Genomic DNA, 26,719 nt, shown 5'->3' on the forward strand with positions numbered 1-26,719 from the left:
GTGTTTTGTGGTGATCTTAATCATCTGCGTTGGGGTCGAGATCCGGGAACATGACTTCGGTAAAGCCGAATTTGCTGAAGTCGGTAATCCGCGACGGATATAACCGTCCGATCAGGTGATCGCATTCATGCTGCACCACACGCGCATGAAACCCCGAGGCAATGCGCACGATCGGCAAGCCTTTCGGATCAAAACCTTCGTAGCGAATCTGCTGATAACGCTCCACCGCGCCCCGCAGGCCGGGCACCGACAAACACCCTTCAAAGCCCTCTTCCAGCACCGGGCTCAACGGCGTGATCAACGGGTTGATCAGAATCGTCTGCGGCACCGCTTCAGCGTCAGGATAGCGCTCGCTGTGCTCGAAACCGAAGATCACCAGTTGCAGATCGACGCCGATCTGCGGCGCGGCCAGGCCAACCCCACCGACGCTTTCCATGGTCTGGAACATGTCATCGATCAGCTGCCACAACTCAGGGCTGTCGAACATGTCGGCCGGGACCGGCGGAGCAATACGCAGCAGGCGCTCATCGCCCATTTTCAAAATTTCACGGATCATGGTCAGGCTTCGTCAGTGTTCGGTTTGAGCGAATGATCCCGGCCCAATCCCGAAACATGGTGTTTGTCTTCGTGATGGTGCTTGCCGGGGACTTTTTCGCCAGGGTCCTTGCCTTCGGTCGACATGTGCTCGATCACCGCATTCATCTCCGCACCGAGCAACAGCACCGCCGCGGAAATATAGAAGTACAGCAACAGCACGATGATCGCGCCGATACTGCCATACATGGCGTTGTAGTTGGCAAAGGTCTTGACGTAGAACGCGAAGCCCAGGGAGGCAATGATCCACACCACCACGGCCAGCACGGAGCCGGGGGTGATGAAGCGAAACTCTTGTTTGACGTCAGGCATGACGTAATAAATCAGCGCCACCGCGACCATCATCAGAATCACGATCACCGGCCAGCGCGCGATGGTCCAGACCGTCACAATGAAATCCTCCAGGCCGACCTGAGAGGCGATCCAGCCCATCACTTGCGGCCCAAGCACCATCAGCGCCGCGGCGATGAGCAACATGCCGGCGATGCCCACGGTGTAGAAAACCGACAGCGGAAAACGCTTCCATAACGGGCGGCCTTCGACCACGTCATACGCGGCGTTCATCGCGCTCATCATCAGCCGCACACCGGCGGAAGCCGTGTACAGCGCGATGACAATACCGACCGACAGCAAGCCGCCCTTGGATTGCTGGAGCTGGTCGATCACCGGATTTACCTGTTCCAGCGCCTGTGGCGGCAGAACCAGTTCCGATTGCAGGCGCAGCCAGGAGAAGAAGTCCGGCAGGTGCAGGAAACCGATCAGGGCGATGAGGAACAGAATGAAAGGAAACAGCGAGAACAGCATCTGATAGGCCAGCGCCGAGGCATAGGTCGACATTTCGTCGGCAATGAACTCGGTTACCGTGCGCAGTATCACACGGTGGATGGGCAGACCTTTCATGTCCGGGAAAATCATTAGCGTCTCCTTTCGCCGCAATAGGTTGAAGTCGTAGCGACTCAGGGGCCGTTTTCTACATCAAACTAGCCTAATTGGCGAATGTGAAACAATTTCCTTGTTTAAGTTCAGGCTGACATAAAAACGGCCATCCGCGGATGGCCGTTTCTGATACGCGTCAAAGACAGGATCAAGCCTTGTCGACACCTTTTTTGATGGCGTCTTTAACCTTGCCAATGGCTTGTTGTGCTTTGCCTTTTTTTTCCTGCATTTTACCTTCGGCCTGCAGTCGGGAGTTGTCAGTGGCCTTGCCGACACCCTGCTTGACGTTGCCGACGGCTTCGTTAGCCATGCCTTTTACTTTATCGCCAGTGCTGCTCATGGCGTTTCTCCTGTGAACAATTCAACGGGGAAAGTCGTTACACAAAGATTGACCGGAGGCGTTTGCAGGGAGTTTCATTTATTTTGGTCGCACATTTCATCGATCGAAGCAGGTTAGGCTTTATGTTTGCAGGCTAACCCCCGAGAATGCGCAACGTATTCAGGCCTTGGCGCTGAAGATCCAATCCCGTAGGAATGTTATGAAACTCGATAAAAAGCAGGCCATTGCCCGCAGAAACCAGGAACTCGGCGGTGCTGTGCTTGGCGTCAACAACTGCCATTTCACCGAATTGAACCGCAACCGTAACATCTGGTGGTTCGATATTCCGGTGGCTCGCCTGGCCATTGGTCAGTACGAATGGGTTCACCTGCTGATGCACACGCCGGATACCGACGAACTGCTGCACCTGAAAGTGCCGACGGTGTTCCTGCGCGAGAAGCTCGAAGGCCTGGTGGTGCGCAATGAAGGCAAGCGCAAAGCCGCCTTGAGCCTGGAATTGAGCGCGGATAAAGATTCGTACTTGCAGGACATGCGTCCGGCGGGCACCAACGTCAATTTCGCGCAGTTCCGCCTCTAACAGCAAAAGCTTCGCGAGCAAGCTCGCTCCCACAGATGATGGTGTTCTTCCTGAAAGAACCTGGTCAAAAATGTGGGAGATTCTATGTTGCCCCGCAACACTGAACTCTCAGGCTGATAGGTATTTGCTCTGATTTTTCATCAGGGCAAATGCCACCCGACAGAGCTTTCGGGCCAAGGCTACCAAGGCCTGAGTTTTCGAGAAGCCTCTAGCCAGTTTCGACTGTCAGTCCGCCTTCGCGAGCAAGCTCGCTCCTACAGGGGATCAGGTTGAACCAGGCATGTGTGGCCGGCCACAAATCAAATGTGGGAGCGAGCTTGCTCGCGATGAGGCCCTACCAGTCAACATCAGCTTCGACTGTCAGTCCGCTATCGCGAGCAAGCTCGCTGCCACAGGGGATCAGGTTGAACCAGGCATGTGTGGCCGGCCACAAATCAAATGTGGAGCGAGCTTGCTCGCGAAGAGGCCCTACCAGTCAACATCAGCTTCGACTGTCAGTCCGCTATCGCGAGCAAGCTCGCTGCCACAGGGGATCAGGTTGAACCAGGCATGTGTGACCGGCCACAAATCAAATGTGGGAGCGAGCTTGCTCGCGATGAGGCCATAACTGTCGACATCAACGTCGACTGTCAGTCTGCCTTCGCGAGCAAGCTCGCTCCCACAGGGGATCAGGTTGAACCAGGCATGTGTGGCCGGCCACAAATCAAATGTGCGAGCCTGCTCGCGATAGCGGTCTGACAGGCACCGGACGCTTTCTGTCTGGCAACAAAAAGCCCCGCATCTGCGGGGCTTTTTTGTGGGTTACGCCCCAACCTTCTTGGCAGCGATTTTCTTTAGCTCTTCATCCCGCAATTCACGGCGCAAGATCTTGCCAACGTTGGTGGTCGGCAACGCATCGCGGAACTCCACAGCCCGTGGAACCTTGTAGCCAGTGACGTTGGCACGCATATGCTCCATCACCTGCTCCTTGGTCAAGGTCACGCCTGGTTTAGCGACAATGAAAATCTTGATCGCCTCACCCGACTTCTCGTCCGGAATACCGATAGCCGCGCATTGCAGCACGCCCGGCAGGGTCGCCAGCACGTCTTCCAGTTCGTTCGGGTACACGTTGAAACCAGAGACCAGAATCATGTCTTTCTTACGATCGACAATGCGCATGTAGCCATCCGGCTGGATCAGCGCGATATCACCGGTCTTCAACCAGCCTTCGCTGTCGAGGATTTCATCGGTGGCTTCCTGGCGCTGCCAGTAGCCCTTCATCACTTGCGGACCTTTCACACACAGCTCGCCGATTTCGCCCAACGGCCGTTCAACGCCGGCATCGTCGATGATTTTGCACTGGGTCGATGGCACCGGGATACCGATAGTACCGATCTGAATATTCTGGATCGGGTTCACGGTCGCCACCGGGCTGGTTTCGGTCATGCCGTAACCTTCGCAAATCGAGCAACCGGTGACCGCTTTCCAGCGCTCCGCCGCCGCCAGTTGCAGGGCCATGCCGCCGGACAGGGTGATTTTCAGCGCCGAGAAATCCAGCTTGCGGAACCCTTCGTTGTTGCACAGGGCCACGAACAAGGTATTGAGACCGACAAAACCGCTGAACTTCCACTTCGACAGTTCCTTGACCATGGCCGGCAGGTCGCGCGGGTTGCTGATCAGGATATTGTGGTTGCCGATCAGCATCATCGCCATACAATGAAAGGTGAAGGCATAGATGTGGTACAGCGGCAGCGGTGTGATCAGGATCTCGCAACCTTCATTGAGGTTGGAGCCCATCAGCGCCTTGCACTGCAGCATGTTCGCCACGAGGTTACGGTGGGTCAGCATCGCGCCTTTGGCCACGCCGGTGGTGCCACCGGTGTATTGCAATACCGCGACATCGCTGCTGTTCGGGTTGGCTTCAGCGACAGGCTGGCCGTGACCTTTGCTCAACACCTCGTTGAACTTGATGGCTTTAGGCAAGTGATACACCGGGACCATCTTCTTCACGTACTTGATGACACTGTTGATCAGCAGTCGCTTGAGCGGCGGCAGCAGGTCGGCCACTTCGGTGACAATGACGTGTTTGACCCCGGTTTTCGGCACGACAATCTCGGCCAGATGCGCCATGTTAGCCAGGCAGATCAGGGCTTTGGCACCGGAGTCGTTGAATTGGTGTTCCATTTCCCGCGCGGTGTACAGCGGGTTGGTGTTGACCACGATCAGCCCGGCGCGGATGGCACCGAAGACGGCGACCGGGTACTGCAACACGTTAGGCAATTGCACGGCGATTCGATCGCCCGGTTGCAAGTCGGTATGCTGTTGCAAGTAAGCGGCAAAAGCGCCGGACAATTCGTACAGCTCACCGTAGGTTAGCGTTTTGCCCAGGTTACTGAATGCCGGTTTGTCGGCGAAGCGTTGGCATGACTGCTTCAACACTGCCTGAATATTCGGGTACTCGTCCGGATTGATGTCGGCAGCAATCCCGGCAGGGTACTTATCCTTCCAAAAGTCTTCGATCATGGAAGCCCACTCCTCAGCAACGCGAATTCAATACCGCATTTAATGCGATTATTATTGGTGTTTGATTATTGGTGAGTCTGGCTTTTATATAAGGCCGAGAAGTCACAAGCGCGCCGAGAGTAGCAGCTTTGCCCAGGACCGACTAGAGCCAAAGCAGCCTCTACAGTCACAATTGCGACTAAAGACCTAATAGCAGTCATTTTAGAGCAATAATTCTATATGTGGCTGAAAGCCGCGTAAACAGTGGCTTTATCCAAAAAAAAATCGCGAGCAGGCTCCCTCCCACAGGATTACTGTTAACCCTTTGGGAGCGAGTCTGCTCGCGATATCGCGCGAAGCGCGGCCATTCAACGATCAGGCGATATCGCGCAACTCCCGCCGCAAAATCTTGCCCACCGGGGTCATCGGCAGCGACTCACGCAACACGATGTGCTTGGGCACTTTGTACGCCGTGAAGTTTTCCTTGCAGTAGGCCTTCAGCTCTTCAAGGCTGACACCCGATTCGCGGGCCACCACGAACAACTTCACCGCCTCCCCCGAACGCTCGTCCGGCACGCCGATCACTGCGCAGTTGGCGACTTTCGGGTGAGCCATCACCACGTCTTCGATCTCGTTCGGGTACACGTTGAAACCCGAGACGATGATCATGTCCTTCTTGCGGTCGACGATGCGTACAAAACCGTCCGGGTCGATCACTGCAATGTCGCCGGACTTGAACCAGCCCTCGGCATCCAGCACTTCGGCGGTCGCCCCGGGTTTCTGCCAGTAGCCTTTCATCACCTGCGGGCCCTTGATACACAGCTCGCCGCGCTCACCCAACGGTTGCTCGACGCCTTCATCGTTGATGACTTTGAGCGTAGTGCCCGGCACCGGCAAGCCGACCGTACCGATCCGCGATTGATCGCCATAAGGGTTGGTGCAGGCCACCGGTGAGGTTTCGGTCAGGCCGTAACCTTCGGTAATCCGGCAACCCGTGAGTGCTGCCCAACGCTCGGCAGTGGCCTTGACCAGTGCGGTGCCGCCAGAATTGGTGAGTTTGAGGCAGGAGAAGTCCAGGGTCTTGAAATCCGGATGGTCCATCAGCGCGACGAACAGCGTGTTGAGCCCCAGCAACGCCGAGAACCGCCAGTTTTTCAGCTCCTTGATGAAGCCGCCGATGTCCCGCGGATTGGTGATCAGCACATTGTGGTTGCCAGTCACCATCATGCACATGCAGTTCGCCGTGAAGGCATAGATGTGGTACAGCGGCAGCGGCGCGATCATGACCTCCTGCCCTTCGCGCAGCAGGGGCTGACCATCGCGGCCGAACTGACCGAGGCAAGCCCGAGCCTGCTGCATGTTCGCCACCAGATTGCCATGAGTCAGCATCGCGCCCTTGGCCAGGCCGGTGGTGCCCCCGGTGTATTGCAACACGGCGATGTCGTCGAGGCTGATTTTCAGCGGCTTGATGCCCAGCCCCCGGCCCAGACGCAGCGCGCTCTTGAAAGAGATGGCCTGCGGCAAGGAATACGCCGGAACCATTTTCTTGACCTTGCTCACCATGGTATTGACCAGCCAGCCCTTGGCGCTGGGCATCAGGTCGCCCATTTTCGCTTCGATCAGGTACTGGATGTCGGTGTCGGCCAGCACTTCCTGGACCTTCTGGCCGAACATATTCAGGTAAACCAATGCCCGGGCGCCGGAATCCTTGAACTGATGACGCATCTCCCGCGCGGTGTACAGCGGGTTGGTGTTGACCACGATCAGTCCGGCGCGCAAGGCGCCGAACACGGCAATCGGATAATGCAGGACGTTGGGCATCTGCACCGCGATGCGATCCCCCGGCACCAGGTCGGTGTGGGCTTGCAGGTAACCGGCAAATGCCGCGCTGTAGCGTTCCAGCTCGGCGTAGGTCAGGGTGACGCCCATGTTACTGAAGGCCGGGCGGTCTGCAAATTTCTTGCAGGAACGCTCGAACACCTCAATGACCGACTTATAGGCCTCCTGGTCAATGTCCAGGGGCACGCCGGCCGGGCGTTTGTCATTCCAGAAATCAGGTTGCATTGTTCTTGTCCTCGTTACCTGAACCTATCCGGGGGCCGCTTTTCTGTCGTTTCTCTCTCATTCCTCAAAAGCAGAAAGCGAATAGCGGAGCTTCACGGACACTAGCAGCTATGACGAATCAGGCAAATATGCCAACAAGCGTCATAGATCGTGTGAATCTTCCTGCCGTGGCGCGGCCTGATCAGACGACACGTGCGGGATGCGCTATACAATGCAACGACGCCCATGCCACCTGTAGCCCTATGCAAAAGGAATCGCCATGATCCACGACACTTTCTGGCTGACCGCGAGTGACCGCAGCCGCCTGTTCGTCAACCAGTGGCTACCTGTTGGCCCGCTCAAGGCCGTCATCCTGCTGGCCCATGGCATGGCCGAACACAGCGGTCGCTACGCCCGCCTGGCCGAAAAATTCTGCGAACAGGACTACGGCGTTTACGCACTGGACCTGCGTGGACATGGCAAAACTGCCGAAAACGGGACGCTGGGCCATTTCGCCGACGATGACGGTTGGTGCAAGATCGTCGGTGACCTGGCGAGCCTGAATCAGCACATTGGCCAACAGCATCCCGGCGTGCCGATCGTGCTGCTCGGTCACAGCATGGGCAGCTACATCGCTCAGGCCTATCTACTGCATCACAGCGCCAGCCTGCACGGTGCCATTCTCAGCGGCTCGAATTTTCAACCCGTCGCGCTTTATCGTATGGCGCGGCAAATCGCCCGTCTCGAAAAGCTGCGCCAGGGCCCCAAAGGTCGTAGCGCCTTGATCGAATGGTTGTCGTTCGGCTCGTTCAACAAACCATTCAAACCGATGCGGACCAAATTCGACTGGCTCAGTCGTGATCCGGCAGAGGTCGATCTGTACGCCAATGACCCGCTTTGCGGCTTTCGCTGTACCAATCAGCTATGGATCGATTTGCTTGGCGGGTTGCAGCAAATCAGCAAAGCGTCCAATCTCGCCCAGATCGATCCGGGCCTGCCGCTATTGGTAATAGGTGGCGAATGTGATCCGGTGAGTGAAGGCAAACGTCTGAAAGATCTGGCCCACGCGCTGCGCGAGGCTGGCATCCGCCATCTGCAGCTGACCATTTACCCGCAGGCACGGCACGAACTGTTCAACGAGAGTAATCGCGATCAAGTGATCGCTGACGTGTTGAACTGGATCGCCCAGGCGCTGAGTACCAGCCGGCCACACAAAACCGAATAGTTTTTTTGTGATTTTTTTTATTCGTGACAGGAATTGAGACACATGACCCAGGTTACCAACACCCCTTATGAAGCCCTTGAAATTGGCCAGACCGCCAGCTACAGCAAGACGGTCGAAGAGCGTGACATTCAGTTGTTCGCCGCCATGTCCGGCGACCACAATCCGGTGCACCTGGATGCTGAATTCGCCGCTGGCACCATGTTCAAGGAGCGCATCGCACACGGCATGTTCAGCGGCGCCCTGATCAGTGCGGCCGTTGCCTGTGAGCTGCCCGGGCCGGGGACTATTTATATCGGTCAGCAGATGAGCTTTCAGAAGCCGGTGAAGATTGGTGACACGCTGACCGTGCGCCTGGAGATTCTCGAGAAACTGCCAAAGTTTCGCGTGCGTATTGCCACCCGGGTATTTAACCAGCGCGATGAGTTGGTGGTGGATGGCGAGGCTGAGATTCTGGCACCGCGTAAACAGCAGACCGTGACGCTGCCGACGCTACCGGCAATCAGCATCGGCTGATGTAGGAGCGAGCTCGCTCGCGAAGGACGTTAACGATAACGCGTTCGTCCTGAATGAACGCGTTGCGTTCAAGACCTTCGCGAGCGAGCTCGCGCCTACCGCCAGACGCAGAATCTTGTGTATATACCCCGGGCCTTCGGTGCGTTTTAGACAAACAACGAACGCTTACGAACGTGCGCGAGCCTGGTTACGTAGCGCTTTTACCTGATCGTGATTACGTTGCACCCCGTGATACTGACGCTCGACCAGGTCACGAATGCCCACCAGATTGTGCTTGTTGATTTTTTCGAGGGCGTCCTTGTACGCCTTCAACGCGTGATCTTCACCACGCTCGGCTTCGTTCAACACGGCCTCTTCGCCTTTGCCGGTGAACATCGCTTTCACGTCGACCCAACGACGGTGCAAATCACCGCTGACGCTGGTGGAGGTTTCGGGATCGCCGCCCATCGAACGTACCGTGCTTTGCAGTTCTGCCGCAGCGGTTGCGCAATCGGCCGAGCGTTGCATGAACAAGGTTTTGAGTTCAGGGTGTTTGATGTCTTCAGCGCAAGTCTTGAACCCTTCCTGACCGTCCTTACAGGTTTCAATCAGGTCATTGAGTACAGAAATCGCTTCTTTATTCATGTCGGTCATTTTTCATTCCTCGCGGGTTGATGAAAGATGCAATAACTATTGCAGCCTGCGTGCCAGCTTCGAACTGATAAATTAATCGTTATTATTCAATTAGTTAACTTACACAACAAAATCTGTATCCGCGTTTTTTGCATGATCTGTCATTTGGCCTGCATGCAGAATGCCTGTATTTTCCTGACTGTTTGAATCACGACGACTCATTGATGAACCCTGAAAAGCTCGAACTGCTGATTACCCGTGAAATGCCCTTCGGCAAATACAAAGGCCGAATCATTGCCGACCTGCCCGGTCCCTACCTGAACTGGTTCGCCCGGGAAGGTTTCCCCCATGGCGAACTCGGCGGCTTGTTGGCCCTGATGCAGGAAATCGATCACAACGGCTTGTCGGAATTGCTCGAACCGCTACGCGCCAAACATGGCAAACCCGCACCCCGCCATTGATCCTGGACCGAGTAACTCATGCCCGACAACACCCGCCGCGCCCGTGATGAAGCCTTCTGGCAGATGTTTGCCGACCGTTACACCGTCGAACCCGGCCCAGTGAATCTGGAAAACGGCTACTTCGGGCGCCTGTCGCGCACAGTGGTCGAGGAATATCAGCGCAACATCGAACTGATCAACCGTAGCAATTCGGTTTACGTGCGCCAGCGTTTCGAACAGCGCGATAGCCTGGACATTCGCGCGCAGCTCACCGAGCTGGTTGGCGTCCCCGCCGAATCGGTCGCCCTCACTCGCAACGCTACAGAGGGTTTGCAATCGCTGATCCGCAACTACAACCGCCTGAAGCCGGGCGATCAGGTGTTGATAAGTGATCTGGAGTACGACACGGTAAAAGGCGCAATGCGCTGGCTGGCGCGCAACCGCGGTGTCGAGGTGATCGAGATCGAACACGCGCACCCCGCCAGCTTCGACAGCTTGCTGAGCACTTACCGCCAAGCCTTCGAGCGTTATCCGCGACTGAAACTGATGGCCCTGACCCACGTCACCCACCGCACGGGTCTGGTCATGCCGGTCAAGGCGATCGCCGCGGCCGCCAAGGAACATGGCATCGACGTAATCCTCGACGGCGCTCATGCGCTCGGCCAGATCGAGTTCAATCTCGATGAAATGGGCATCGAATTCGCCGGCTACAACCTGCACAAATGGATCGGTGCGCCGCTGACCCTGGGTTTCATCTACATCGCCCCCGAGCGCCTGGCCGACATCGACCCGGACATGGGCGAGATGCACTTTCCACTCGATGACATTCGCGCCCGCACGCCGTACAGCACGCCGAATATTCCGGCACTGCTGACCCTGCCGCTGGTGTTCGAAGAGCATCACGCGATGGGCGGTTCCGCAGCCAAAGGCGCACGGCTCAACTACCTGCGCAACCTGTGGGTGAGAGCGGTGCGGGAGCTGCCGGGGATCGAAGTCATGACCCCGGATGACCCGCGCCTTTATTGCTGCATCACGTCGATGCGCTTCACCCGGCATGCCGATCAGCAAACGATGGTTGAGCGACTGCTGAGTGACTACAACCTGTTTACCGTCATGCGCAACGGTGCGGCGTGTGGGCCGTGCATTCGCATTACCCCAGGGCTTACCACGACGGCAGCGCACATGACGTTACTGACCAAGGCACTGAACGAGCTGCGTTGACGTCACACGGTGTACTTGTCGAAGTCTTCGGGCTTGATTTGTGTCGACACTGCAAACGTGTCGATACCGATGGTGAGGTGCCCGAAAAAACCGTCGTCATGTGAGTCTCGACTTATAGCGTGAACATTCAACGTCGAGGCTTCGCCCCCCATGGTCCTATAAAAAAAATCCTGTGCATTGGTCAGCGAGGCGACGGCTCGACCACTGTATTCCCTGGCGTTGAGTACCGACCGCGAGGCCACCTCGGGTAAGTAAAGCTGGCCGACCCAGGCGACGTGTCGCGCGTCCATGCAATGGTTACCGGCCTTCACGCGCACGGCGACGTGGATGTGCAAGGCGCGGCCTGCGTAGAACCCCGGATACGTGGTGGTAAACCGCACGATGCCCTTTTTATCCGTGCATTGCCCCCCACGCAAATAGGTGTCGTCGTCCGTTCGCGGGATCGCACCAATCTCCCCGACGTCGACTTCCTTGTCCGGGTTCACCAGGCTCCAGCCCGAATAGGCCCCGCGTGCGTTGCAATGCCAGATATCCACCACGGCGTCTGTCACCGGTTGCCCGGTCATGGCATCGACGATCGTCAGCCTTAGCACCAAGGGAATACCGTCGGTGCCTTCACTGATGTTTCGTCTGATCAGTTTCGGATTTCGGAAATAAGGGCCGGCGATCTGCTCGGGTGACAGCTGGTAAACCGGTTGTACGGATGTAACTGAAGTGTTGTCGTCCATGATGTTCTCTCTTCCATAAGATGAACTCAGGGTAGCGTCGGACGAGCGGTGAGATGCGGTAACTATGTATCGCATGGAGTTGTAGCAGCTGGCGAAGCCTGCGTTCGGCTGCGAAGCAGTCGTAAAATCTGAACGCGTGGTGTGTCTGGGAGACCGTGCAATCTGATTTACGACGGCTACGCAGCCGAACACAGCCTTCGGCAGCTGCTACAAGGTATGGGTTGTTGTAGGGGATTTTCTTTGGGCAAAAAAAAACGGTGCACCGACCAAGCGCACCGTAAAGCCGTAGAACACACAACGAAGTGTTTGGTGAATCCAATCAGTCCAGCAGCGCCAATGCCTCAGCGGTGCATTCCTGAATGCGGGCCCAGTCGCCGTTCTTGATCCACTCAGGATCAAGCATCCAGCTACCGCCCACGCACATGACGTTTTTCAACGCCATGTAGCTCTTGATGTTGGCCGGGCCGACACCGCCGGTCGGGCAGAATTTCACTTCGCCGAACGGGCCACCCAGTGCCTTGATAGCGGCGACGCCACCGCTGACTTCCGCCGGGAACAACTTGAAGCGGCGATAGCCCAGACCGTAGCCTTCCATGATGCCCGAAGCATTGCTGATGCCCGGCAACAACGGAATCGGGCTGTCGACGCCGGCTTCCAGCAGGTCACGGGTGATGCCCGGTGTGACGATGAATTGCGAACCGGCTGCTTGCGCAGCGGCGAGCATGGTGCGATCCAGCACGGTGCCGGCACCGGTCACCAGTTCCGGACGTTGCTCGCGCAGAATCTGGATGGCCTTAAGGCCGAACTGCGAACGCAGCGTCACCTCCAGGGCAGTCAGGCCACCGGCGGCGAGGGCGTCGGCCAACGGCAGAATGTCCTGTTCACGAGCAATGGTGATCACCGGCAGAATCCGCGCTTTAGCGCAGAGGCTGTCGATCAGGGCAACTTTGTCCGCCATGGAAACGGTCGGGGATGTGTTTTTCATAGCGGCTGATCCTTGGCTCATGGGCACCAGTAAATCTCTAACGTAGGTTGCAGAAACGCGCGAATCGGCATGGCGGCGACATCGTCACCGGCCAATGCGGCACTCAGGGTGGTCAGCTTGGACTGACCGGAAATCGATAAAACGGTGTGCTTGGCCGAGGCCAGCAGCGCGCGACTCATGGTCAGGCGCTGATGCGGCACGGTCGGCGCCAGCATCGGATAGCAGCGACGCGTGCCGTCGACTTTCAAGGCGTCGACCAGGTTCGGGCTATTCGGGAACAGCGAAGCGGTGTGACCGTCATCGCCCATGCCGAGTATCAGCACATCGATCGGCGGCAACTCGGCAAGCAAACGGTCGGCCTGCTCGGCTGCCAGCTCAAGGTTCGCGGTGGCGCTGTACAAACTCAGGAACTGAGCCTTCGCCACCGGGCCTTGCAACAGGTAGCGCTTGAGTAGACCGGCATTGCTGTCGGCATGCTCTACCGGCACCCAGCGCTCGTCGGCCAGGGTGACGACAACCTTGGACCAGTCCAGTTTCTGCTTGGCCAGGTTCTGGAAAAACGCCACCGGGCTGCGTCCACCGGACACCACCAGCGTTGCGGAGCCGCGAGCATCGATGGCCTCACTCAGTTGCTTGGCCACCTTCAGCGCCAAACCGTCGGCCAGCAACACCGGGCTTTTGAACTCATGGGCGCTGACGCCCTGAGGCAGTTTCAATTCAGATATCGCCATACCACGACCTCCCATCCCGCGTGATCAGAGCAATGGAGCTCATCGGCCCCCAGGACCCGGCCGCGTACGGCTTGGGCGCATCACCGGATTTTTTCCACCCGGCGATCAACTGGTCACACCACTTCCACGCGGCTTCGATTTCATCTTTACGGACAAACAGGTTCTGATTGCCGCGCATCACTTCCAGCAACAACCGCTCATACGCATCGGGAATCCGTGCGCTGCGCCAGGTGTCGGAAAAATTCAGCTGCAACGGACCGCTACGCAGCTGCATGCCCTTGTCCAGGCCTTGCTCTTTAGTCATCACACGCAAGGAAATGCCTTCGTCCGGTTGCAGGCGGATAATCAGCTTATTGCTGATCTGCAGGCGCTGCTCGGGAGCGAAAATGTAGTGCGACGGTTCCTTGAAGTGGATGACGATCTGCGACAGCTTCTGCGGCATGCGCTTGCCGGTCCGCAGGTAAAACGGCACACCGGCCCAGCGCCAGTTGCGGATATCGGCCCGCAGGGCAACGAAGGTTTCGGTGTCGCTCTGGGTATTGGAGTTCGGTTCTTCCAGGTAACCGGGAACCGGTTTGCCTTCGCTGTAACCGGCAATGTACTGGCCGCGCACCACTTGAGTGGTCAGGCCTTCCGGGCTGATCGGCGCCAGCGCCTTGAGCACTTTGACTTTCTCGTCACGGATGCTGTCGGCGGACAGGTCGGCCGGCGGGTCCATGGCGATCAGGCAAAGCAGTTGCAGCAGGTGATTCTGGATCATGTCCCGCAGCTGACCGGCCTTGTCGAAGTAGCCCCAGCGGCCTTCGATCCCGACCTTCTCGGCCACGGTGATTTCCACGTGGGAGATGTAATTCTGGTTCCACTGGGTTTCGAACAGGCTGTTGGCGAAACGCAGGGCGATCAGGTTTTGAACGGTCTCTTTGCCCAGGTAGTGGTCGATGCGGTAAGTGCGGTTCTCCGGGAAGAACTGCGCCACGGCGTCGTTGACCTTGCGCGAGGACTCCAGATCGGAACCGATGGGTTTTTCCAGCACTACACGGGTGTTTTCAGCCAGGCCGACCTTTGCCAGATTCTCGCAAATCGCGCCATAAACGGCGGCCGGCGTGGCGAAGTAGGCGATCACACGCTGAGCGCTGCCGGCCATTTCAGCCAGGGAGACATAATCGTCAGTCTTGAGGAAGTCGACGTGCAAGTAACTCAGGCGAGCCAGGAAACGTTCGACCACGGCTTCGTCCAGCTCTTTGGCCCCGACGTAACGGCGCAGCTCGGAGGCGATGAACGCCAGATGCTCTTGCTCGCTGCCGGATTCACGGGCCAGCGCGATAATCCGCGTGTCCGCATGCAGCAGGCCTGCTCCATCGAGTTGATAAAGGGCAGGAAACAGCTTGCGCAAGGCCAGATCGCCGAGGGCGCCGAACAAGGCAAAGGTGCACGGTTCAACCGTAATCGAAGGCATGATGTTTGTTCTTTTATCAAGTTAAGCTACAAATACCTTTTTTCAAGGCATCACTCAAGGGAAAATGTAGTAATAACCACAACATTTTCGCAAAATACAGATTCCGAGTGGTGGTCGGTCGGAGCCATCAGTAGGATAGGCCACCGTTACGGGCCGCATCAAAGGCCCTTTTTGCATAGCAGAGCGCTTGTTTGCGCATCTGACTCAAGGAACATCTATGGACCGCGTGCGAAATTTACTGGAACAGATCCAGAATCGCCTTGAAGACTTGAACAAGGCCGAACGCAAAGTCGCCGAAGTGATCCTGCTCAACCCAGAGCAAGCCACCCGGTTCAGCATCGCCGCCCTCGCCCAGGCCTCAAAGGTCAGCGAACCGACGGTCAACCGTTTCTGCCGTTCGTTTGGCGTCAGTGGCTATCCTGAACTCAAGCTTCAGCTGGCCCAAAGCCTGGCCAGTGGTGCGGCGTATGTCAGCCGTGCGGTCGAGGCGGATGACAATCCCGAAGCGTATACCAAGAAGATTTTCGGCAGCGCCATCGCGTCGCTGGACAGTGCCTTGCAGGCACTGGACCCGAACCTGATCAGCCGCGCCGTCGACCTGTTGATCCAGGCCCGACAGATCCACTTCTTCGGCCTCGGCGCCTCTGCTCCGGTGGCGCTGGACGCACAGCACAAGTTCTTCCGCTTCAACCTGGCCGTCACGGCCCATGCCGACGTGCTGATGCAGCGCATGATCGCGTCGGTGGCCCATACCGGCGAATTGTTCGTGATCATTTCCTACACCGGCCGCACCCGCGAGCTGGTGGAAGTGGCACGCATCGCTCGGGAAAACGGTGCTTCGGTACTGGGCTTGACGGCCGAGGGCTCGCCCCTGGCCAAGGCCAGCACCTTGAGTCTGAACATTCCACTGCCGGAAGACACCGACATCTATATGCCGATGACGTCGCGGATCATTCAACTGACCGTGCTGGACGTGCTCGCTACCGGCATGACCTTGCGCCGGGGCGTGGATTTCCAGCCACATTTGCGCAAGATCAAGGAAAGCTTGAATGCCAGTCGGTATCCGATTGGGGATGAGTTCAACTAGTCCAGAAGCGTCATCGCCTGTTCTGGCCTCTTCGCGGGCAAGCCTCGCTCCTACAGGGATAGGTGATCTACTGTAGGAGCGAGGCTTGCCCGCGAAAGCGTCAGAACCATCACCGCAAATCCTGAGTTACACCCCAACCCGCGCCTGCAAACTCAAATGCGCCCTCTGCCCCGGCGCAAGGCTCAGGCTATCGGTCCCACCGCTGGCCGCCTCAACACAGACAAACCCGGAAATCTCGTTCCAGCTCACCCCCAATAACGGTCGTGAGCCAGGGTGCCAGACCACGGTGTCCGCATCGTCACCGGTATCGATACACAACGCTCGCTGCCAGGCATGGTCCTTGAGCTGCAATTCGCCCTCATGCTGGAACACTCGCTGGCAACCGCCATCGACCCGCAACTCACCTTCCTGATGACATACCTGGCGGCTCAACTGATCGTAACCCTGCGCGCCCTCGAGACCAGACAGCGCTACCTCGCCGACATCACCAATACGCCAATAAGCGTGCAACGCCTGGCTCAATTGGCACGGCAGGCTGTCCTGATGCTCGGTGCTCAGGCGCAAATCCATCCGCTCGCCCAGGTGCGCATGCAGGTCCACTTGCCAGTCGCACAACTGAAGCTGCCAATGCAGGCGCACACCCTCGTCGTCACTGCTGCTGTCGAGCAACTTCCAGTCGATCAGCCGTGCCCAGCCATGGGACGGCCAGGCATTTTCGCTCGGATGACGGCCATACCACGGCCAGCACACCGGCACACCGCCACGAATGGCGCCGACCTGCGGCCACTTCGCCGCGCACCAGAGCCAGGGTTTCTGCCCCTTGGGCTGGAAGTGCAGCAGCTGCGCGCCCTGCCGGCTGAACACCGCCTGACACAGCGGATGATCAATCACCAGCACGTCGCGCATCTGATAGCGCTCCCACGCAAACACCGGACGTTCGCGCAAGGATTTGAAGAAGCGTTGTAGCGGATGCTCAAGCATGTGCCGCAGTCCTGAAAATCATCTGTCACCCGGGGTGCGCCCTCCCCCAAAAAAAAGCGGATAGCCTTGGCTATCCGCAAATATGCGCACATAGAGAGGAGCTTATCGCAACAGCGTTAGAACACCGACTGAATTTTCAGGCCGGCCACCAGCGCGTTGTCGACTTCATCAACACCGCCCGGGTGAGTGACGTATTGCAGGTTAGGTCGCACCGTCAGCCAGTTGGTCACGTGGAAACCGTAGTTGATCTCGTAGTTGTACTCGGTGCTACGCAGCGGCGAGAACAGCGGATTGTCGTAGTCGGTGACACCATTGGCGGCATTGGTCAACTCGGCGTTGTCCTTCACGTTCTCGTTGACATGGATGCGAGCAAAACCGATACCGACGTCATCTTTTGGACGGGCATCGAACGGGCCCTTGTACACAAACATCAACGACTGGTAGTTGTCGACGACGTTGGTGGCCTTGTCGTGGAAAGTGGCGTTGGCGGCGATGTTCAGACCGCGGGAAGCGTCACCGTTGTGGCTTGTAAGTTGTTGCTGTGCCACGAACCAGTAGCCGTGCTTGCTGTCGTGGACGCGATACGGATTACCGGTGGTTGCCGCATCATTGCCGTTGTCGTCTTCAATAACGTCATTGGCGTCGGCAGTGCTCTTGTAGTAACCCACACGGTATTCGCCCGGCAGGTTGTTGACCTTCGGCGACCAGACCAGCTCGACCGGCAACACGGTGCCTGCGGTACCACTGCCGCTGAGCTTGAAGCCGTTACCGTGTTCCAGCTGCGTCGGGTTCTGGTTGTACGCACCGATCTGCGCATACAACTCAGGCGTGATGTTGTACTTCACGCGGATCGCCGCCTGGCTGATCGGCCAGTTGTACCAGATGTTGGTGGCCCAGTTACCCACTTGGGAACCGCAGAACGCCAGGTTCTGGAATTCGCACGGGAAGGTGTTGAAGTCTTCACCTTCACCGAAGTAACCGGCTTTGATGTCCAGTTTATTGTCGAGGAACTGGTGCTGTACCCACAATTGCGTCAGACGGACCATATGGCCACGGCCGTAGACTTCCTGGGAGGAGCTCAAGGTGCCGGCACGCGGATCGCCGACACGGTCATTGGAGATGTTCTCACCGTTACGGTTGGTGAGCTGGATCTTGGCCTGGGTGTTATCCCAGCCCCACAGCTTTTGCAGGTCCAGTGCCACGCCCAGACCAAACTGGTCGGCGTAACGCGCGGTCTTGTCGTGGTTGTAGCCACCGTGGAGATTGCCGCCCACTTCACCGACGTAATCCGCCTTGATGTCGATCCCTTGCTCGATCAGCTTGGTCCGCTCGCCACCCCAGTCACCCGTCATCCACTTGGAGTCGGCACTGAACGCATCAGCCGCGTGTACGTTACCGGCCATCGTCATCACCGCAATAGCTGACAACTGGCAGATAAGCTGAGCGTTGTTCTTCTTCTTCATCCCTACATCCTCGTTTTATTGTTATTAACTGTTATCTAACGCGGTTACATCCCCTGTAGGAGCGAGCTTGCTCCTACACTTTTTGATCGTCATCTGCCTTTGAATTGGGTCACGTTGGCAGCTCGTGCTTCGGTTTGCGGCAGACCAGCCACCCCCAGGCGCTCGCCGGTCTTGGCGTCAAACAGCAGCACTTTCGATGGATCGAATTGCAGGGTCAGGGTCTCGCCAACGTTAGGCGCAACGTCCGGAGCCAGACGGCAGCAGACTTTGGTGTCGTTGAGATTGACGAACACCAGGGTGTCGGGACCGGTCGGCTCGGTGACCTGGACTTCAGCGCGGATGGTTGGCAAACCGTTCGCTTCGCCGTTGGCCAGCACGATCTGCTCCGGGCGCATGCCGAGGATCACTTCGCGGTCTTCGAGGCCGGCGTCCTGCATGCCCAACGGCAATTCGCAACGCGCCTGACCGCTGTCGAGCAGCGCCACCAGACGACCTTCCTTGCGTTGCAAACGCAGGGGGATGAAGTTCATCGGCGGCGAACCGATGAAGCTCGCCACGAACAGGTTGGCCGGATCGTTGTAGATCTGCTTCGGCGTGCCGAACTGCTGGATGATTCCGTCCTTCATCACCGCCACCTTGTCGCCCAGGGTCATGGCTTCGATCTGGTCGTGAGTCACGTAGACCGTGGTGGTTTTCAGGCGCTGGTGCATCAGTTTCATTTCGGTGCGCATCTCGACCCGCAGCTTGGCGTCGAGGTTGGACAGCGGTTCGTCGAACAGGTAAATCTTCGGCCGCCGCGCCAGGGCACGGCCCATCGCCACACGCTGTTGCTGACCGCCGGAGAGCTGGCCGGGCTTGCGATTGAGCAGGTGTTCGATCTGCAACAGCTTGGCGACCCGTGCGACTTCTTCGTCGATTTCGGCGGCCGGCATTTTGCGAATCTTCAGACCGAACGCAATGTTGTCGCGCACGCTCATGGTCGGGTAAAGCGCGTAGGACTGGAACACCATGGCGATGTCGCGATCTTTCGGGCTCATGCCACTGATGTCGGCGTCGTCCACCAGAATCGCGCCGCCGCTGATGTTTTCCAGGCCGGCGATGCAGTTCATCAAGGTGGATTTGCCACAACCGGACGGGCCGACCAGGATCAGGAACTCACCGTCATCGATCTTCAGTTCGATGTTCTTCAGGGTGTCCGGCAAACCGGCACCGTAGGTCTTGTTGACGTTGCGTAATTCGAGAGTTGCCATGTTTCTACCCCTTGACCGCGCCGGACGTCAGCCCACGCAGGAAATACTTGCCAGCGAAAATGTAGACCAGCAGTGTCGGCAGCCCGGCGATCATCGCGGCGGCCATATCAACGTTGTATTCCTTGGCCCCGGTGCTGGTGTTGACCAGGTTGTTCAGGGCCACGGTAATGGGTTGGGCATCGCCACTGGCGAAGACCACCCCAAACAGGAAGTCATTCCAGATTTGAGTGAACTGCCAGATCAGGCAGACCATCACGATCGGGATCGACATCGGCAGCAGGATCTTCCAGAAAATCGTGAAGAAGCCCGCGCCATCAAGACGTGCAGCCTTGACCAGCGCATCCGGAATGCTCACGTAATAGTTGCGGAAGAACAGCGTGGTGAACGCCAGGCCGTAGACGATGTGCACCAGCACCAGACCGGTGGTGGTGTTGGCCAGACCGAGTTTGCCGATAGTGAACGAGGCCGGCAGCAGCACGGTCTGGAACGGCAGGAAGCAGCCGAACAGCAGCAGACCGAAGAACAACTGCGAACCACGAAAGCGCCACATCGACAACACGTAGCCGTTCATCGCACCAATAAACGTAGAAATCAAAACCGCTGGCACGGTGATTTTCACCGAGTTCCAGAAGTAGCCGCCAACGACGTCCCAGGCCTTGATCCAGCCGATGCCGTCAATCACTTGCGGCCAGCTCAGCAGGTTGCCGGTGCGGATGTCTTCCGGGGATTTGAAACTGGTCAACAGCATCACCACCAGCGGGATCAGGTAGATCGCAGCAGCCAGCAACAAAGTGGCGTAGATCGCGATACGGCTGAAGCTCAAGGCCGGTTTGCCAAATTGATTACTCATGGCGTTTGCCTCGCAATTCGGAATACAGGTACGGCACCAGAATCGCCAGGATCGCGCCGAGCATCATCATGGCGCTGGCCGAACCAATGCCCATCTGGCCACGGCTGAAGGTGAAGGAATACATGAACATTGCCGGCAGGTCGGACGAGTAACCAGGACCGCCCGCGGTCATCGCCGCCACCAGGTCGAAGCTCTTGATCGCGATGTGCGCGAGGATCATGAAGGCGCTGAAAAATACCGGGCGCAGGCTCGGCAGGACGATTTTCAAATAGATGGTCGGCAGGCTCGCACCGTCGACTTGCGCGGCACGGATGATCGATTGATCGACACCACGAAGGCCGGCCAGGAACATCGCCATCACAAACCCGGAGGCTTGCCACACGGCCGCAATCACCAGGCAGTAAACGACCCGATCCTGATCCACCAGCCAGTCGAGACGAAAGCCTTCCCAGCCCCAGTCGCGCAGCATTTTGTCCAGGCCCAGGCCCGGGTTGAGCAGCCATTTCCATGCGGTACCGGTGACGATCATCGAGAGCGCCATCGGGTACAGGTAAACGGTGCGGATGAAACCTTCCTTGCGGATGCGTTGATCCAGCAGCACGGCGAGGAACACACCCAATACAAGGCTGATGCCGATGAACATGCCGCCGAACACCGCGAGATTTTTGCTCGCGACCCACCAGCGATCGTTGTCCATCAGACGGATGTATTGCTGCAGGCCGACCCACTTGTAGCTCGGCATGAAGCTGGAATTGGTAAAGGACAGTACGAATGTCCAGATGATGTAACCGTAGAAGCCAACCAACACGATCAGCATGCTCGGCGCGAGTACCAACTTGGGTAACCAGCGTTGCAGCGCATCGAACGGTGAGGCTTTGCTGAAAACCGCCACAGAGCTCATCGGGATAATCCAGGTTAAGAGGTAAGTTTCTGTAGGAGCGAGGCTTGCCCGCGAAGGCGGCGTAACTGTCGACAACTGTGTTGAATGTCAGACTGCTTTCGCGGGCAAGCCTCGCTCCTACAAGGGGAACATTCCCAGAAAATTGCCGCAGGCGAGCCCGCGGCGCAGGGGATTACTGTGCGGCCTTGATAGCCGATGCCAGTTGGGCGCTGGCCTTGGCCGGGTCAGCATCCTTGTCGTTCATGAAGTTGGTCACGACGTCAAAGATTGCGCCCTGCACGGCCAGGGACGTGGCCATGTTGTGCGCCATGCTTGGTTGCAGGCCGCCGCTCTTGTCATCCGCCAGGAAGTCCTTGGCCGACGCTTGAGCACAGGAATCGAAGCCCAGACCGCTCATGTCGTTGAGCATGTCGGTACGCACCGGGATCGACCCTTTGTTGATGCTGAAGATCTTCTGGAAGTCTTTACCCAGAGCGACCTTGGCCAGATCCTGCTGGGCCGCGATGTCACCTTTGCGATCAGCCTTGAGCTTGAACACCGCCAGGGAATCGATGTTGTAGGTGAAGGCTTTTTCGGTGCCCGGGAACGGCACGCACTGGTAGTCTTTACCGGCTACTTTTTTCGCGGCGGTCCATTCACTCTTGGCCCAGTCGCCCATCATCTGCATGCCGGCCTTGCCGTTGATGACCTCGGAGGCAGCGATGTTCCAGTCACGACCGGCGCGGTTCGGGTCCATGTAGCCCGTGAGTTTCTTTAGCTCGGTGAACGACTTGGTCATCTGAGGCCCGGAAAGGGTTTTCTGATCCAGGTCTACCAGGGCCTTCTTGTAGCCGTCGGCCCCCATGACCGAGAGCACCACGTCTTCGAACACGGTGCTGTCCTGCCAAGGCTGGCCACCGTGGGCGAGCGCGATGAAACCGGCGGCCTTGAGCTTGTCGCCGGCGGCATAGAATTCTTCGAGGGTGGTCGGGGCTTTGTCGATCCCGGCTTTCTTGAAGACTTCCGGGTTGATCCACAGCCAGTTGACGCGGTGAATGTTCACCGGCACAGCGACATAGTCACCTTCGTACTTGACGGTGTCGGACACTTTTTTCGACAGCAGGCCATCCCAGTTTTCCGACTTCGCGACGTCTTTCAGCGTGTCGGTGCTGAGCAGGCCAGTGCTGCCCCACTCCTGGATGTCCGGGCCTTTGATCTGGGCAACGCCCGGCGGGTTTCCGGCGACTGCGCGACTTTTGAGCACGGTCATGGCTGTGGCACCGCCACCACCGGCGACTGCGCCGTCCTTCCAGGTAAAGCCGTCTTTTTCGACTTGGGCCTTGAGGACATCGACCGCTGCTTTTTCACCACCCGACGTCCACCAGTGAACGACTTCCACCGAACCTTTGGAATCGGCAGCAAGCGCACTCAGAGGGAATGCAGACAGAGGAAGCAGAGAGGCGAGAGAAATGACAGTAGCGAGGCGAGAAATCGCATTCATCTAGTAGTACCTTTCTTGTTGTTATGCATGCAAGTCTGGTGCTTGCGCTGCATAGGATTTTAAACAGGAGTTTCCCCTTCGCAGGTAACGAAGGGACGTGTGAATGTCACCGCATGGTTACACAGGAGCACTCTGGGATAACTGTGCCAGAGCCGTGGCCATGCTCGGCGCCAGCGGCAGACGCGGGATCAGGACGGCTTGCCAGGCGTGATACAGGTCAGGTTTCCCGGCCCAGATATCGGCACTCGGGCGGTTTTGCGGGTCAAGTTCATGGTGCCAACTGCCCTCGCAACGGTCGATGAAATGACTGTCACAGAATTCCCAAAAAAGCCGATACCAGCTTTCGTACTGCGCATCGCCGGTGCGTTTGAGCAGTGCGCTGGCGGCGGCACTGGCTTCGCAATGAGTCCAGTGCAAGCGATGGCGCACCACCGCGCGATTGTCCCAATCGAGGGTATAGACAATCCCCGGCGCACCGTCGACGCTCCAGCCGTGCCGACAGTTGTGATCGAAGAGTTTTTGCGCATCGGTGGCGAGCCAGCCTGGCGTTAGCATTCCGGCCTGAACCCGCGCGGCTTCGAGGTGCAGCAACAGACGCGCCCATTCAAAACCATGGCCTGGCGTAGTGCCGTAGGGGCGGAAACCGTCGGCCGGGTTGTCGTGGTTGTAGTTGTGTAACGGCTGCCAGTCACGATCGAAATGCTCGACCACCAAATAGTCATTGGCAGCGGCGTGACCATGGATAACGCGCTCGACGATGCGCTGTGCACGGCACAACCAACGGGTGTCTTCGGTGACATCGGCCAATGCGAGGAACGCTTCGGTGGCGTGCATGTTGCTGTTGGCGCCGCGATAGCGTTCCTCAGCACTGAAGTCGCGGTTGAAGGACTCGCGCATCGCACCCTCCTCCTCGCTCCAGAAATGCGTGTCGATGATGTTGATCGCATCATCGAGCAAGGCTTGCGCGCCGGGGCGCTGGGCGACGACCGCGGAACTGGCGGCCAGCGCGACAAAGGCGTGCAGGTAAGCGGCTTTGCCGGTGTTGTCGTCGCGATGATGGGCGGTGGCGAACCAGCCACCGTGCTCGGCATCGCGCAACGGACCGCGCAGGGCTTTGATGCCGTGATCCACTAACTCGGCAAACCCCGGCAGGCCCTGGATGTGAGCCATGGCGAAGCTGTGGGTCATGCGCGCGGTGTTCATGGTTTCGGCGTGGGCATTGGCCGGGAGACGGCCCTTTTGATCAAGATTGCCGAAACCTTCGGCGACTTTTGCGGCCTTGGCAAACGCCAACAGGCGCAGGCCTTCAGCGGCGAGCCATTGCTGATGGGCAGGTGCGTTCAGCCAACTGCTGAAAGCGGGGCGGAAGGTGTCCATGGGGTGCCTTTTTTGTTGTTATGACTGTGGGCAGTCTAAACAACGGGCGGTGGCGGGCTTGTAACGAAGGGGGCGAGTTATGTCACTGGCTGGTGACATTTAGCTGGAGGAATGTGTTGAAGGGGCTATCGCCTTCGCGAGCAGGCTCGCTCCCACAGGGGTACTGCGTCCTCTGTGGGAGCGAGCCTGCTCGCGAAGAACGATCACGCGGTCTCACTAATCAACACTGCGCGGCAACTGCAACGTCACCCGCAACCCGCCTTCACGCAGGTTTTGCAGGCTGACTTCCCCCCCATGGCTATGCGCAATATTACGCGCAATCCCCAACCCCAACCCATACCCCTGCTGGTGCCCGGCCAACCTGAAATGCGGCTCGAACACCTGCTCCAGCCGCTGCTCCGGAACCCCCGGCCCTTCATCGTCGACATGCAGGATGAACGCGCTGTCATCGTCATCAATGTGCAGGTGCGCGTTCTGCCCATATTTCAGGGCGTTGTCGATCAGGTTGCCAATACAGCGCTTGAGCGCCAGCGGCTTGCCCGAATACGGCGCCAGCGCCCGCCCTTGCTGGGTCACGCGACCATTGCCGTTGGGCGCCAGATACGGTTCCACCAGACAGTCGAGCACATGATTGAGGTCCACCGGTTCGATATTTTCGTGGATATCGGTGTCCTTCACGCATTGCAGAGCGCCTTTGACCAGCAGCTCCAGCTCATCCAGATCACGACCGAATTTGGCTTGCAGCTTTTCGTCTTCGAGCAGTTCGACCCGCAGCCGTAATCGGGTAATCGGTGTGCGCAGGTCATGGGAAATCGCGCTGAACAACTGACTGCGTTCAGTGAGGTAGCGACTGATGCGTTCGCGCATGGCGTTGAAGGCGCGCCCCACTTCGACCACTTCACTGCCACCGCCCTCCGCCACGGGCTCGACTTCCGCGCCAAGGGACATGTCTCGCGCCGCCCGCGCCAGGCGCTTGAGCGGCCGGCTCTGCCAGTGCACCAGCAGGCCGATGAACAACAGCAAAAAACCGCTGGTGAGCACGATGAACCAGACTTGCTGCGCCGGCAGGCCCTGCTCTTCAAGACTGGTGTAGGGCTCGGGCAACAGCGAGGCGATGTACAGCCACTCGCCCGGTGCCATCTGGATTTGCGTGACCAGCACCGGCGGGTTCACCGGCTCCAGGGTCAATGCATAGTGCGCCCAGGAACGCGGCAACTCGTCGAGCTTCAGACCTCCGTTGAAGATCCGCAGGTCCTCGGGGCTGACGAAGGTCACCGAAATATCGGTGTCCTGCCCCAGCGACTGGCGCAGCACTTCGTCCACTGCTTTGAGCACCGCTGCCTTGCGCGGGGTGATCGGCAGTACTTCCATGCCCAAGGGTTTGTCGTTGAGGGTCACCACGAAACGGGTGCCGCCCATGCTGCGCAGCTGGTCGAGCACCAGCGGCCGGAACGCCACCGGCAGCGAGCGGAAGTAACTGACGCTGGCCGTCATCGAATGGGCGAGGCTGCGGGCGCTGGTGACCAGGCCTTCAAGCTGCGTGGCGCGCAGTTGCGACACCCAGATCACGCTCGATAACGCCTGGGCGAACAGCACCGCCAGCAGCGTCAGCAGCAGCATTCGCCCGAGCAGCGAACGCGGCACCGGCACCCGTGCGGCGAGTTTGCGCAGAAACTCAGTGGCCATTGCTGGCAACCACATTGGCGGCCAACTGGTAGCCGCTGCCGCGCACGGTACGGATCAGCCGTGGCGGTTTTTCAGTGTCGCGCAAACGCTGACGCAAGCGGCTGACCGCCATGTCGACGATGCGATCCAGCGGCATCAAGTCGCGACCCCGGGTGGCATTGCCGATGGTGTCGCGGTCGAGGATTTGCTGGGGGTGGTCGAGGAACAGTTTCAGCAAGGCGAAATCGGCGCCCGAGAGAATCACTTCTTCGCCGTCGATGTGGAACAGTCGATGACTGACCATGTCCAGCCGCCAGTCATCGAAGGCCAGCACTTCACTGCCGGAGCGTTCCTGACCGAACTGCGCGCGGCGCAACAAGGCCTTGATGCGCGCCTGCAATTCACGGGGGCTGAAGGGTTTGCCAAGGTAGTCGTCGGCGCCCAGTTCGAGGCCGATAACACGGTCGGCCTCGTCGGAGCTGGCGGTGAGCATGATGATCGGCACCTGAGCCTGACGCGGGTGCTGGCGGATCCAGCGACACAGACTGAAACCGTCTTCGTCCGGCAGCATCACGTCGAGAATCACCAGATCGCTCGGCGCGTCGTTCATCGCCTGGCGAAAGCCTGCGCCGTCGGGTGTAGTGCGGACCTGGAAACCGGCGCGGGTCAGGTAGGTGTCCAGCAACTCGCGTATCTCTTGATCGTCATCGACCAACAAAATCGACTTGTTGACTGAGCTCACAGGGGCGGCATCCTTGTTGTTTGAGTTGGGCGGATTATGCC

General features: G+C 58.3%; 25 protein-coding genes and 1 pseudogene. 6 read left to right on the forward strand and 20 right to left on the reverse strand.

Annotated elements, in window-relative coordinates; translation table 11 throughout:
* Positions 1-16: 16 nt before the first annotated feature.
* From def to ACM6IR_RS12130, 3 genes are all read right to left on the reverse strand, one after another.
* Positions 17-556, reverse strand: coding sequence for a peptide deformylase (gene def, locus ACM6IR_RS12120; RefSeq protein ID WP_414907917.1), 540 nt, complete (start codon positions 554-556; stop codon positions 17-19).
* A 2-nt stretch (positions 557-558) separates the two neighbouring features.
* Positions 559-1,509 carry a YihY/virulence factor BrkB family protein gene (locus ACM6IR_RS12125; RefSeq protein ID WP_414907918.1) on the reverse strand — a complete coding sequence of 317 codons (951 nt, stop codon included), beginning with the start codon at positions 1,507-1,509 and terminating at the stop codon, positions 559-561.
* 169 nt (positions 1,510-1,678) lie between these two features.
* Positions 1,679-1,870, reverse strand: a complete 192-nt coding sequence (locus ACM6IR_RS12130) for a CsbD family protein (RefSeq protein WP_414907919.1) — start codon at positions 1,868-1,870, stop codon at positions 1,679-1,681.
* Between the two features lie 199 nt (positions 1,871-2,069).
* Here ACM6IR_RS12130 and ACM6IR_RS12135 point away from each other — a divergent pair, with 199 nt between their 5' ends.
* Positions 2,070-2,447, forward strand: a complete 378-nt coding sequence (locus ACM6IR_RS12135; RefSeq protein ID WP_033056806.1) for a hypothetical protein — start codon at positions 2,070-2,072, stop codon at positions 2,445-2,447.
* Positions 2,448-2,555: 108 nt separating this feature from the next.
* Here ACM6IR_RS12135 and ACM6IR_RS12140 read toward each other — a convergent pair.
* From ACM6IR_RS12140 to fadD2, 3 genes and pseudogenes are all read right to left on the reverse strand, one after another.
* Positions 2,556-2,672, reverse strand: a pseudogene (locus ACM6IR_RS12140) (IS110 family transposase); the annotation flags it as partial.
* A gap of 576 nt (positions 2,673-3,248) precedes the next feature.
* Entirely contained in the window at positions 3,249-4,949 is a 1,701-nt protein-coding gene (fadD1, locus tag ACM6IR_RS12145) for a long-chain-fatty-acid--CoA ligase FadD1 (protein ID WP_414907920.1), read from the reverse strand.
* 354 nt (positions 4,950-5,303) lie between these two features.
* On the reverse strand, positions 5,304-6,992 hold the full coding sequence (gene fadD2, locus ACM6IR_RS12150) for a long-chain-fatty-acid--CoA ligase FadD2 (RefSeq protein WP_414907921.1): 1,689 nt from the start codon (positions 6,990-6,992) through the stop codon (positions 5,304-5,306).
* A gap of 259 nt (positions 6,993-7,251) precedes the next feature.
* Here fadD2 and ACM6IR_RS12155 point away from each other — a divergent pair, with 259 nt between their 5' ends.
* Both ACM6IR_RS12155 and ACM6IR_RS12160 read left to right on the forward strand, forming a co-directional pair.
* On the forward strand, positions 7,252-8,196 hold the full coding sequence (locus tag ACM6IR_RS12155; RefSeq protein WP_414907922.1) for a lysophospholipase: 945 nt from the start codon (positions 7,252-7,254) through the stop codon (positions 8,194-8,196).
* Positions 8,197-8,238: 42 nt separating this feature from the next.
* Complete coding sequence (locus ACM6IR_RS12160; protein ID WP_201120163.1) at positions 8,239-8,709, forward strand: MaoC family dehydratase; 471 nt, start codon at positions 8,239-8,241, stop codon at positions 8,707-8,709.
* A 165-nt stretch (positions 8,710-8,874) separates the two neighbouring features.
* Here ACM6IR_RS12160 and ACM6IR_RS12165 read toward each other — a convergent pair whose 3' ends face one another.
* A complete protein-coding gene (locus tag ACM6IR_RS12165) occupies positions 8,875-9,342 on the reverse strand; it encodes a ferritin-like domain-containing protein (protein WP_414907923.1) in 468 nt (155 codons plus the stop codon).
* 203 nt (positions 9,343-9,545) lie between these two features.
* Between ACM6IR_RS12165 and ACM6IR_RS12170 the strand changes: the two genes are divergently transcribed.
* Together ACM6IR_RS12170 and ACM6IR_RS12175 are read left to right on the forward strand one after the other, a co-directional pair.
* On the forward strand, positions 9,546-9,782 hold the full coding sequence (locus ACM6IR_RS12170; protein WP_003213031.1) for a DUF3820 family protein: 237 nt from the start codon (positions 9,546-9,548) through the stop codon (positions 9,780-9,782).
* Positions 9,783-9,800: 18 nt separating this feature from the next.
* Complete coding sequence (locus ACM6IR_RS12175; RefSeq protein ID WP_414907924.1) at positions 9,801-10,982, forward strand: aminotransferase class V-fold PLP-dependent enzyme; 1,182 nt, start codon at positions 9,801-9,803, stop codon at positions 10,980-10,982.
* Positions 10,983-10,984: 2 nt separating this feature from the next.
* Here ACM6IR_RS12175 and ACM6IR_RS12180 read toward each other — a convergent pair whose 3' ends face one another.
* The 4 genes from ACM6IR_RS12180 to zwf all read right to left on the reverse strand — a co-directional run bounded on the left by ACM6IR_RS12180 (position 10,985) and on the right by zwf (position 14,882).
* Positions 10,985-11,710 (reverse strand): intradiol ring-cleavage dioxygenase, encoded by a 726-nt coding sequence (locus ACM6IR_RS12180; RefSeq protein ID WP_414907925.1) that lies wholly within the window; start codon positions 11,708-11,710, stop codon positions 10,985-10,987.
* Between the two features lie 319 nt (positions 11,711-12,029).
* Positions 12,030-12,695, reverse strand: a complete 666-nt coding sequence (locus ACM6IR_RS12185; protein WP_414907926.1) for a bifunctional 4-hydroxy-2-oxoglutarate aldolase/2-dehydro-3-deoxy-phosphogluconate aldolase — start codon at positions 12,693-12,695, stop codon at positions 12,030-12,032.
* Positions 12,696-12,712: 17 nt separating this feature from the next.
* Positions 12,713-13,426: a 6-phosphogluconolactonase gene (gene pgl / locus ACM6IR_RS12190; protein ID WP_414907927.1), complete on the reverse strand. Its 714-nt coding sequence runs from the start codon at positions 13,424-13,426 to the stop codon at positions 12,713-12,715.
* Positions 13,413-14,882, reverse strand: a complete 1,470-nt coding sequence (gene zwf, locus ACM6IR_RS12195) for a glucose-6-phosphate dehydrogenase (protein WP_414907928.1) — start codon at positions 14,880-14,882, stop codon at positions 13,413-13,415. Before zwf ends, pgl begins: the two co-directional genes overlap by 14 nt.
* A 226-nt stretch (positions 14,883-15,108) precedes the next feature.
* Here zwf and ACM6IR_RS12200 point away from each other — a divergent pair, with 226 nt between their 5' ends.
* Positions 15,109-15,969, forward strand: a complete 861-nt coding sequence (locus ACM6IR_RS12200) for a MurR/RpiR family transcriptional regulator (protein WP_173667542.1) — start codon at positions 15,109-15,111, stop codon at positions 15,967-15,969.
* Positions 15,970-16,095: 126 nt separating this feature from the next.
* On the opposite strand, the gene ACM6IR_RS12205 is transcribed toward ACM6IR_RS12200, so the two are convergent.
* The 9 genes from ACM6IR_RS12205 to ACM6IR_RS12245 form a co-directional block, all read right to left on the reverse strand.
* Positions 16,096-16,950, reverse strand: coding sequence for a D-hexose-6-phosphate mutarotase (locus ACM6IR_RS12205; RefSeq protein ID WP_414907929.1), 855 nt, complete (start codon positions 16,948-16,950; stop codon positions 16,096-16,098).
* Positions 16,951-17,066: 116 nt separating this feature from the next.
* Positions 17,067-18,413 (reverse strand): carbohydrate porin, encoded by a 1,347-nt coding sequence (locus ACM6IR_RS12210; protein ID WP_414907930.1) that lies wholly within the window; start codon positions 18,411-18,413, stop codon positions 17,067-17,069.
* An 89-nt stretch (positions 18,414-18,502) separates the two neighbouring features.
* Complete coding sequence (locus ACM6IR_RS12215) at positions 18,503-19,663, reverse strand: ABC transporter ATP-binding protein (protein ID WP_414907931.1); 1,161 nt, start codon at positions 19,661-19,663, stop codon at positions 18,503-18,505.
* 4 nt (positions 19,664-19,667) lie between these two features.
* Positions 19,668-20,513: a carbohydrate ABC transporter permease gene (locus ACM6IR_RS12220; RefSeq protein WP_414907932.1), complete on the reverse strand. Its 846-nt coding sequence runs from the start codon at positions 20,511-20,513 to the stop codon at positions 19,668-19,670.
* A complete protein-coding gene (locus ACM6IR_RS12225) occupies positions 20,506-21,414 on the reverse strand; it encodes a carbohydrate ABC transporter permease (RefSeq protein ID WP_007902369.1) in 909 nt (302 codons plus the stop codon). The genes ACM6IR_RS12220 and ACM6IR_RS12225 overlap by 8 nt, the downstream gene beginning before the upstream one ends.
* A gap of 172 nt (positions 21,415-21,586) precedes the next feature.
* The gene (locus ACM6IR_RS12230) at positions 21,587-22,894 is read right to left on the reverse strand and encodes an ABC transporter substrate-binding protein (RefSeq protein ID WP_414907933.1); all 1,308 of its coding nucleotides are present in this window, start codon (positions 22,892-22,894) and stop codon (positions 21,587-21,589) included.
* Between the two features lie 117 nt (positions 22,895-23,011).
* The gene (locus ACM6IR_RS12235) at positions 23,012-24,271 is read right to left on the reverse strand and encodes an AGE family epimerase/isomerase (protein ID WP_414907934.1); all 1,260 of its coding nucleotides are present in this window, start codon (positions 24,269-24,271) and stop codon (positions 23,012-23,014) included.
* A 216-nt stretch (positions 24,272-24,487) separates the two neighbouring features.
* Positions 24,488-25,957 (reverse strand): ATP-binding protein, encoded by a 1,470-nt coding sequence (locus ACM6IR_RS12240; RefSeq protein ID WP_414907935.1) that lies wholly within the window; start codon positions 25,955-25,957, stop codon positions 24,488-24,490.
* The gene (locus ACM6IR_RS12245) at positions 25,947-26,678 is read right to left on the reverse strand and encodes a response regulator (protein WP_414907936.1); all 732 of its coding nucleotides are present in this window, start codon (positions 26,676-26,678) and stop codon (positions 25,947-25,949) included. The genes ACM6IR_RS12240 and ACM6IR_RS12245 overlap by 11 nt, the downstream gene beginning before the upstream one ends.
* Between the last annotated feature and the right edge of the window lie 41 nt (positions 26,679-26,719).

Source organism: Pseudomonas sp. IT-P253, from assembly GCF_949768125.1.
Classification (GTDB): Bacteria; Pseudomonadota; Gammaproteobacteria; order Pseudomonadales; family Pseudomonadaceae; genus Aquipseudomonas.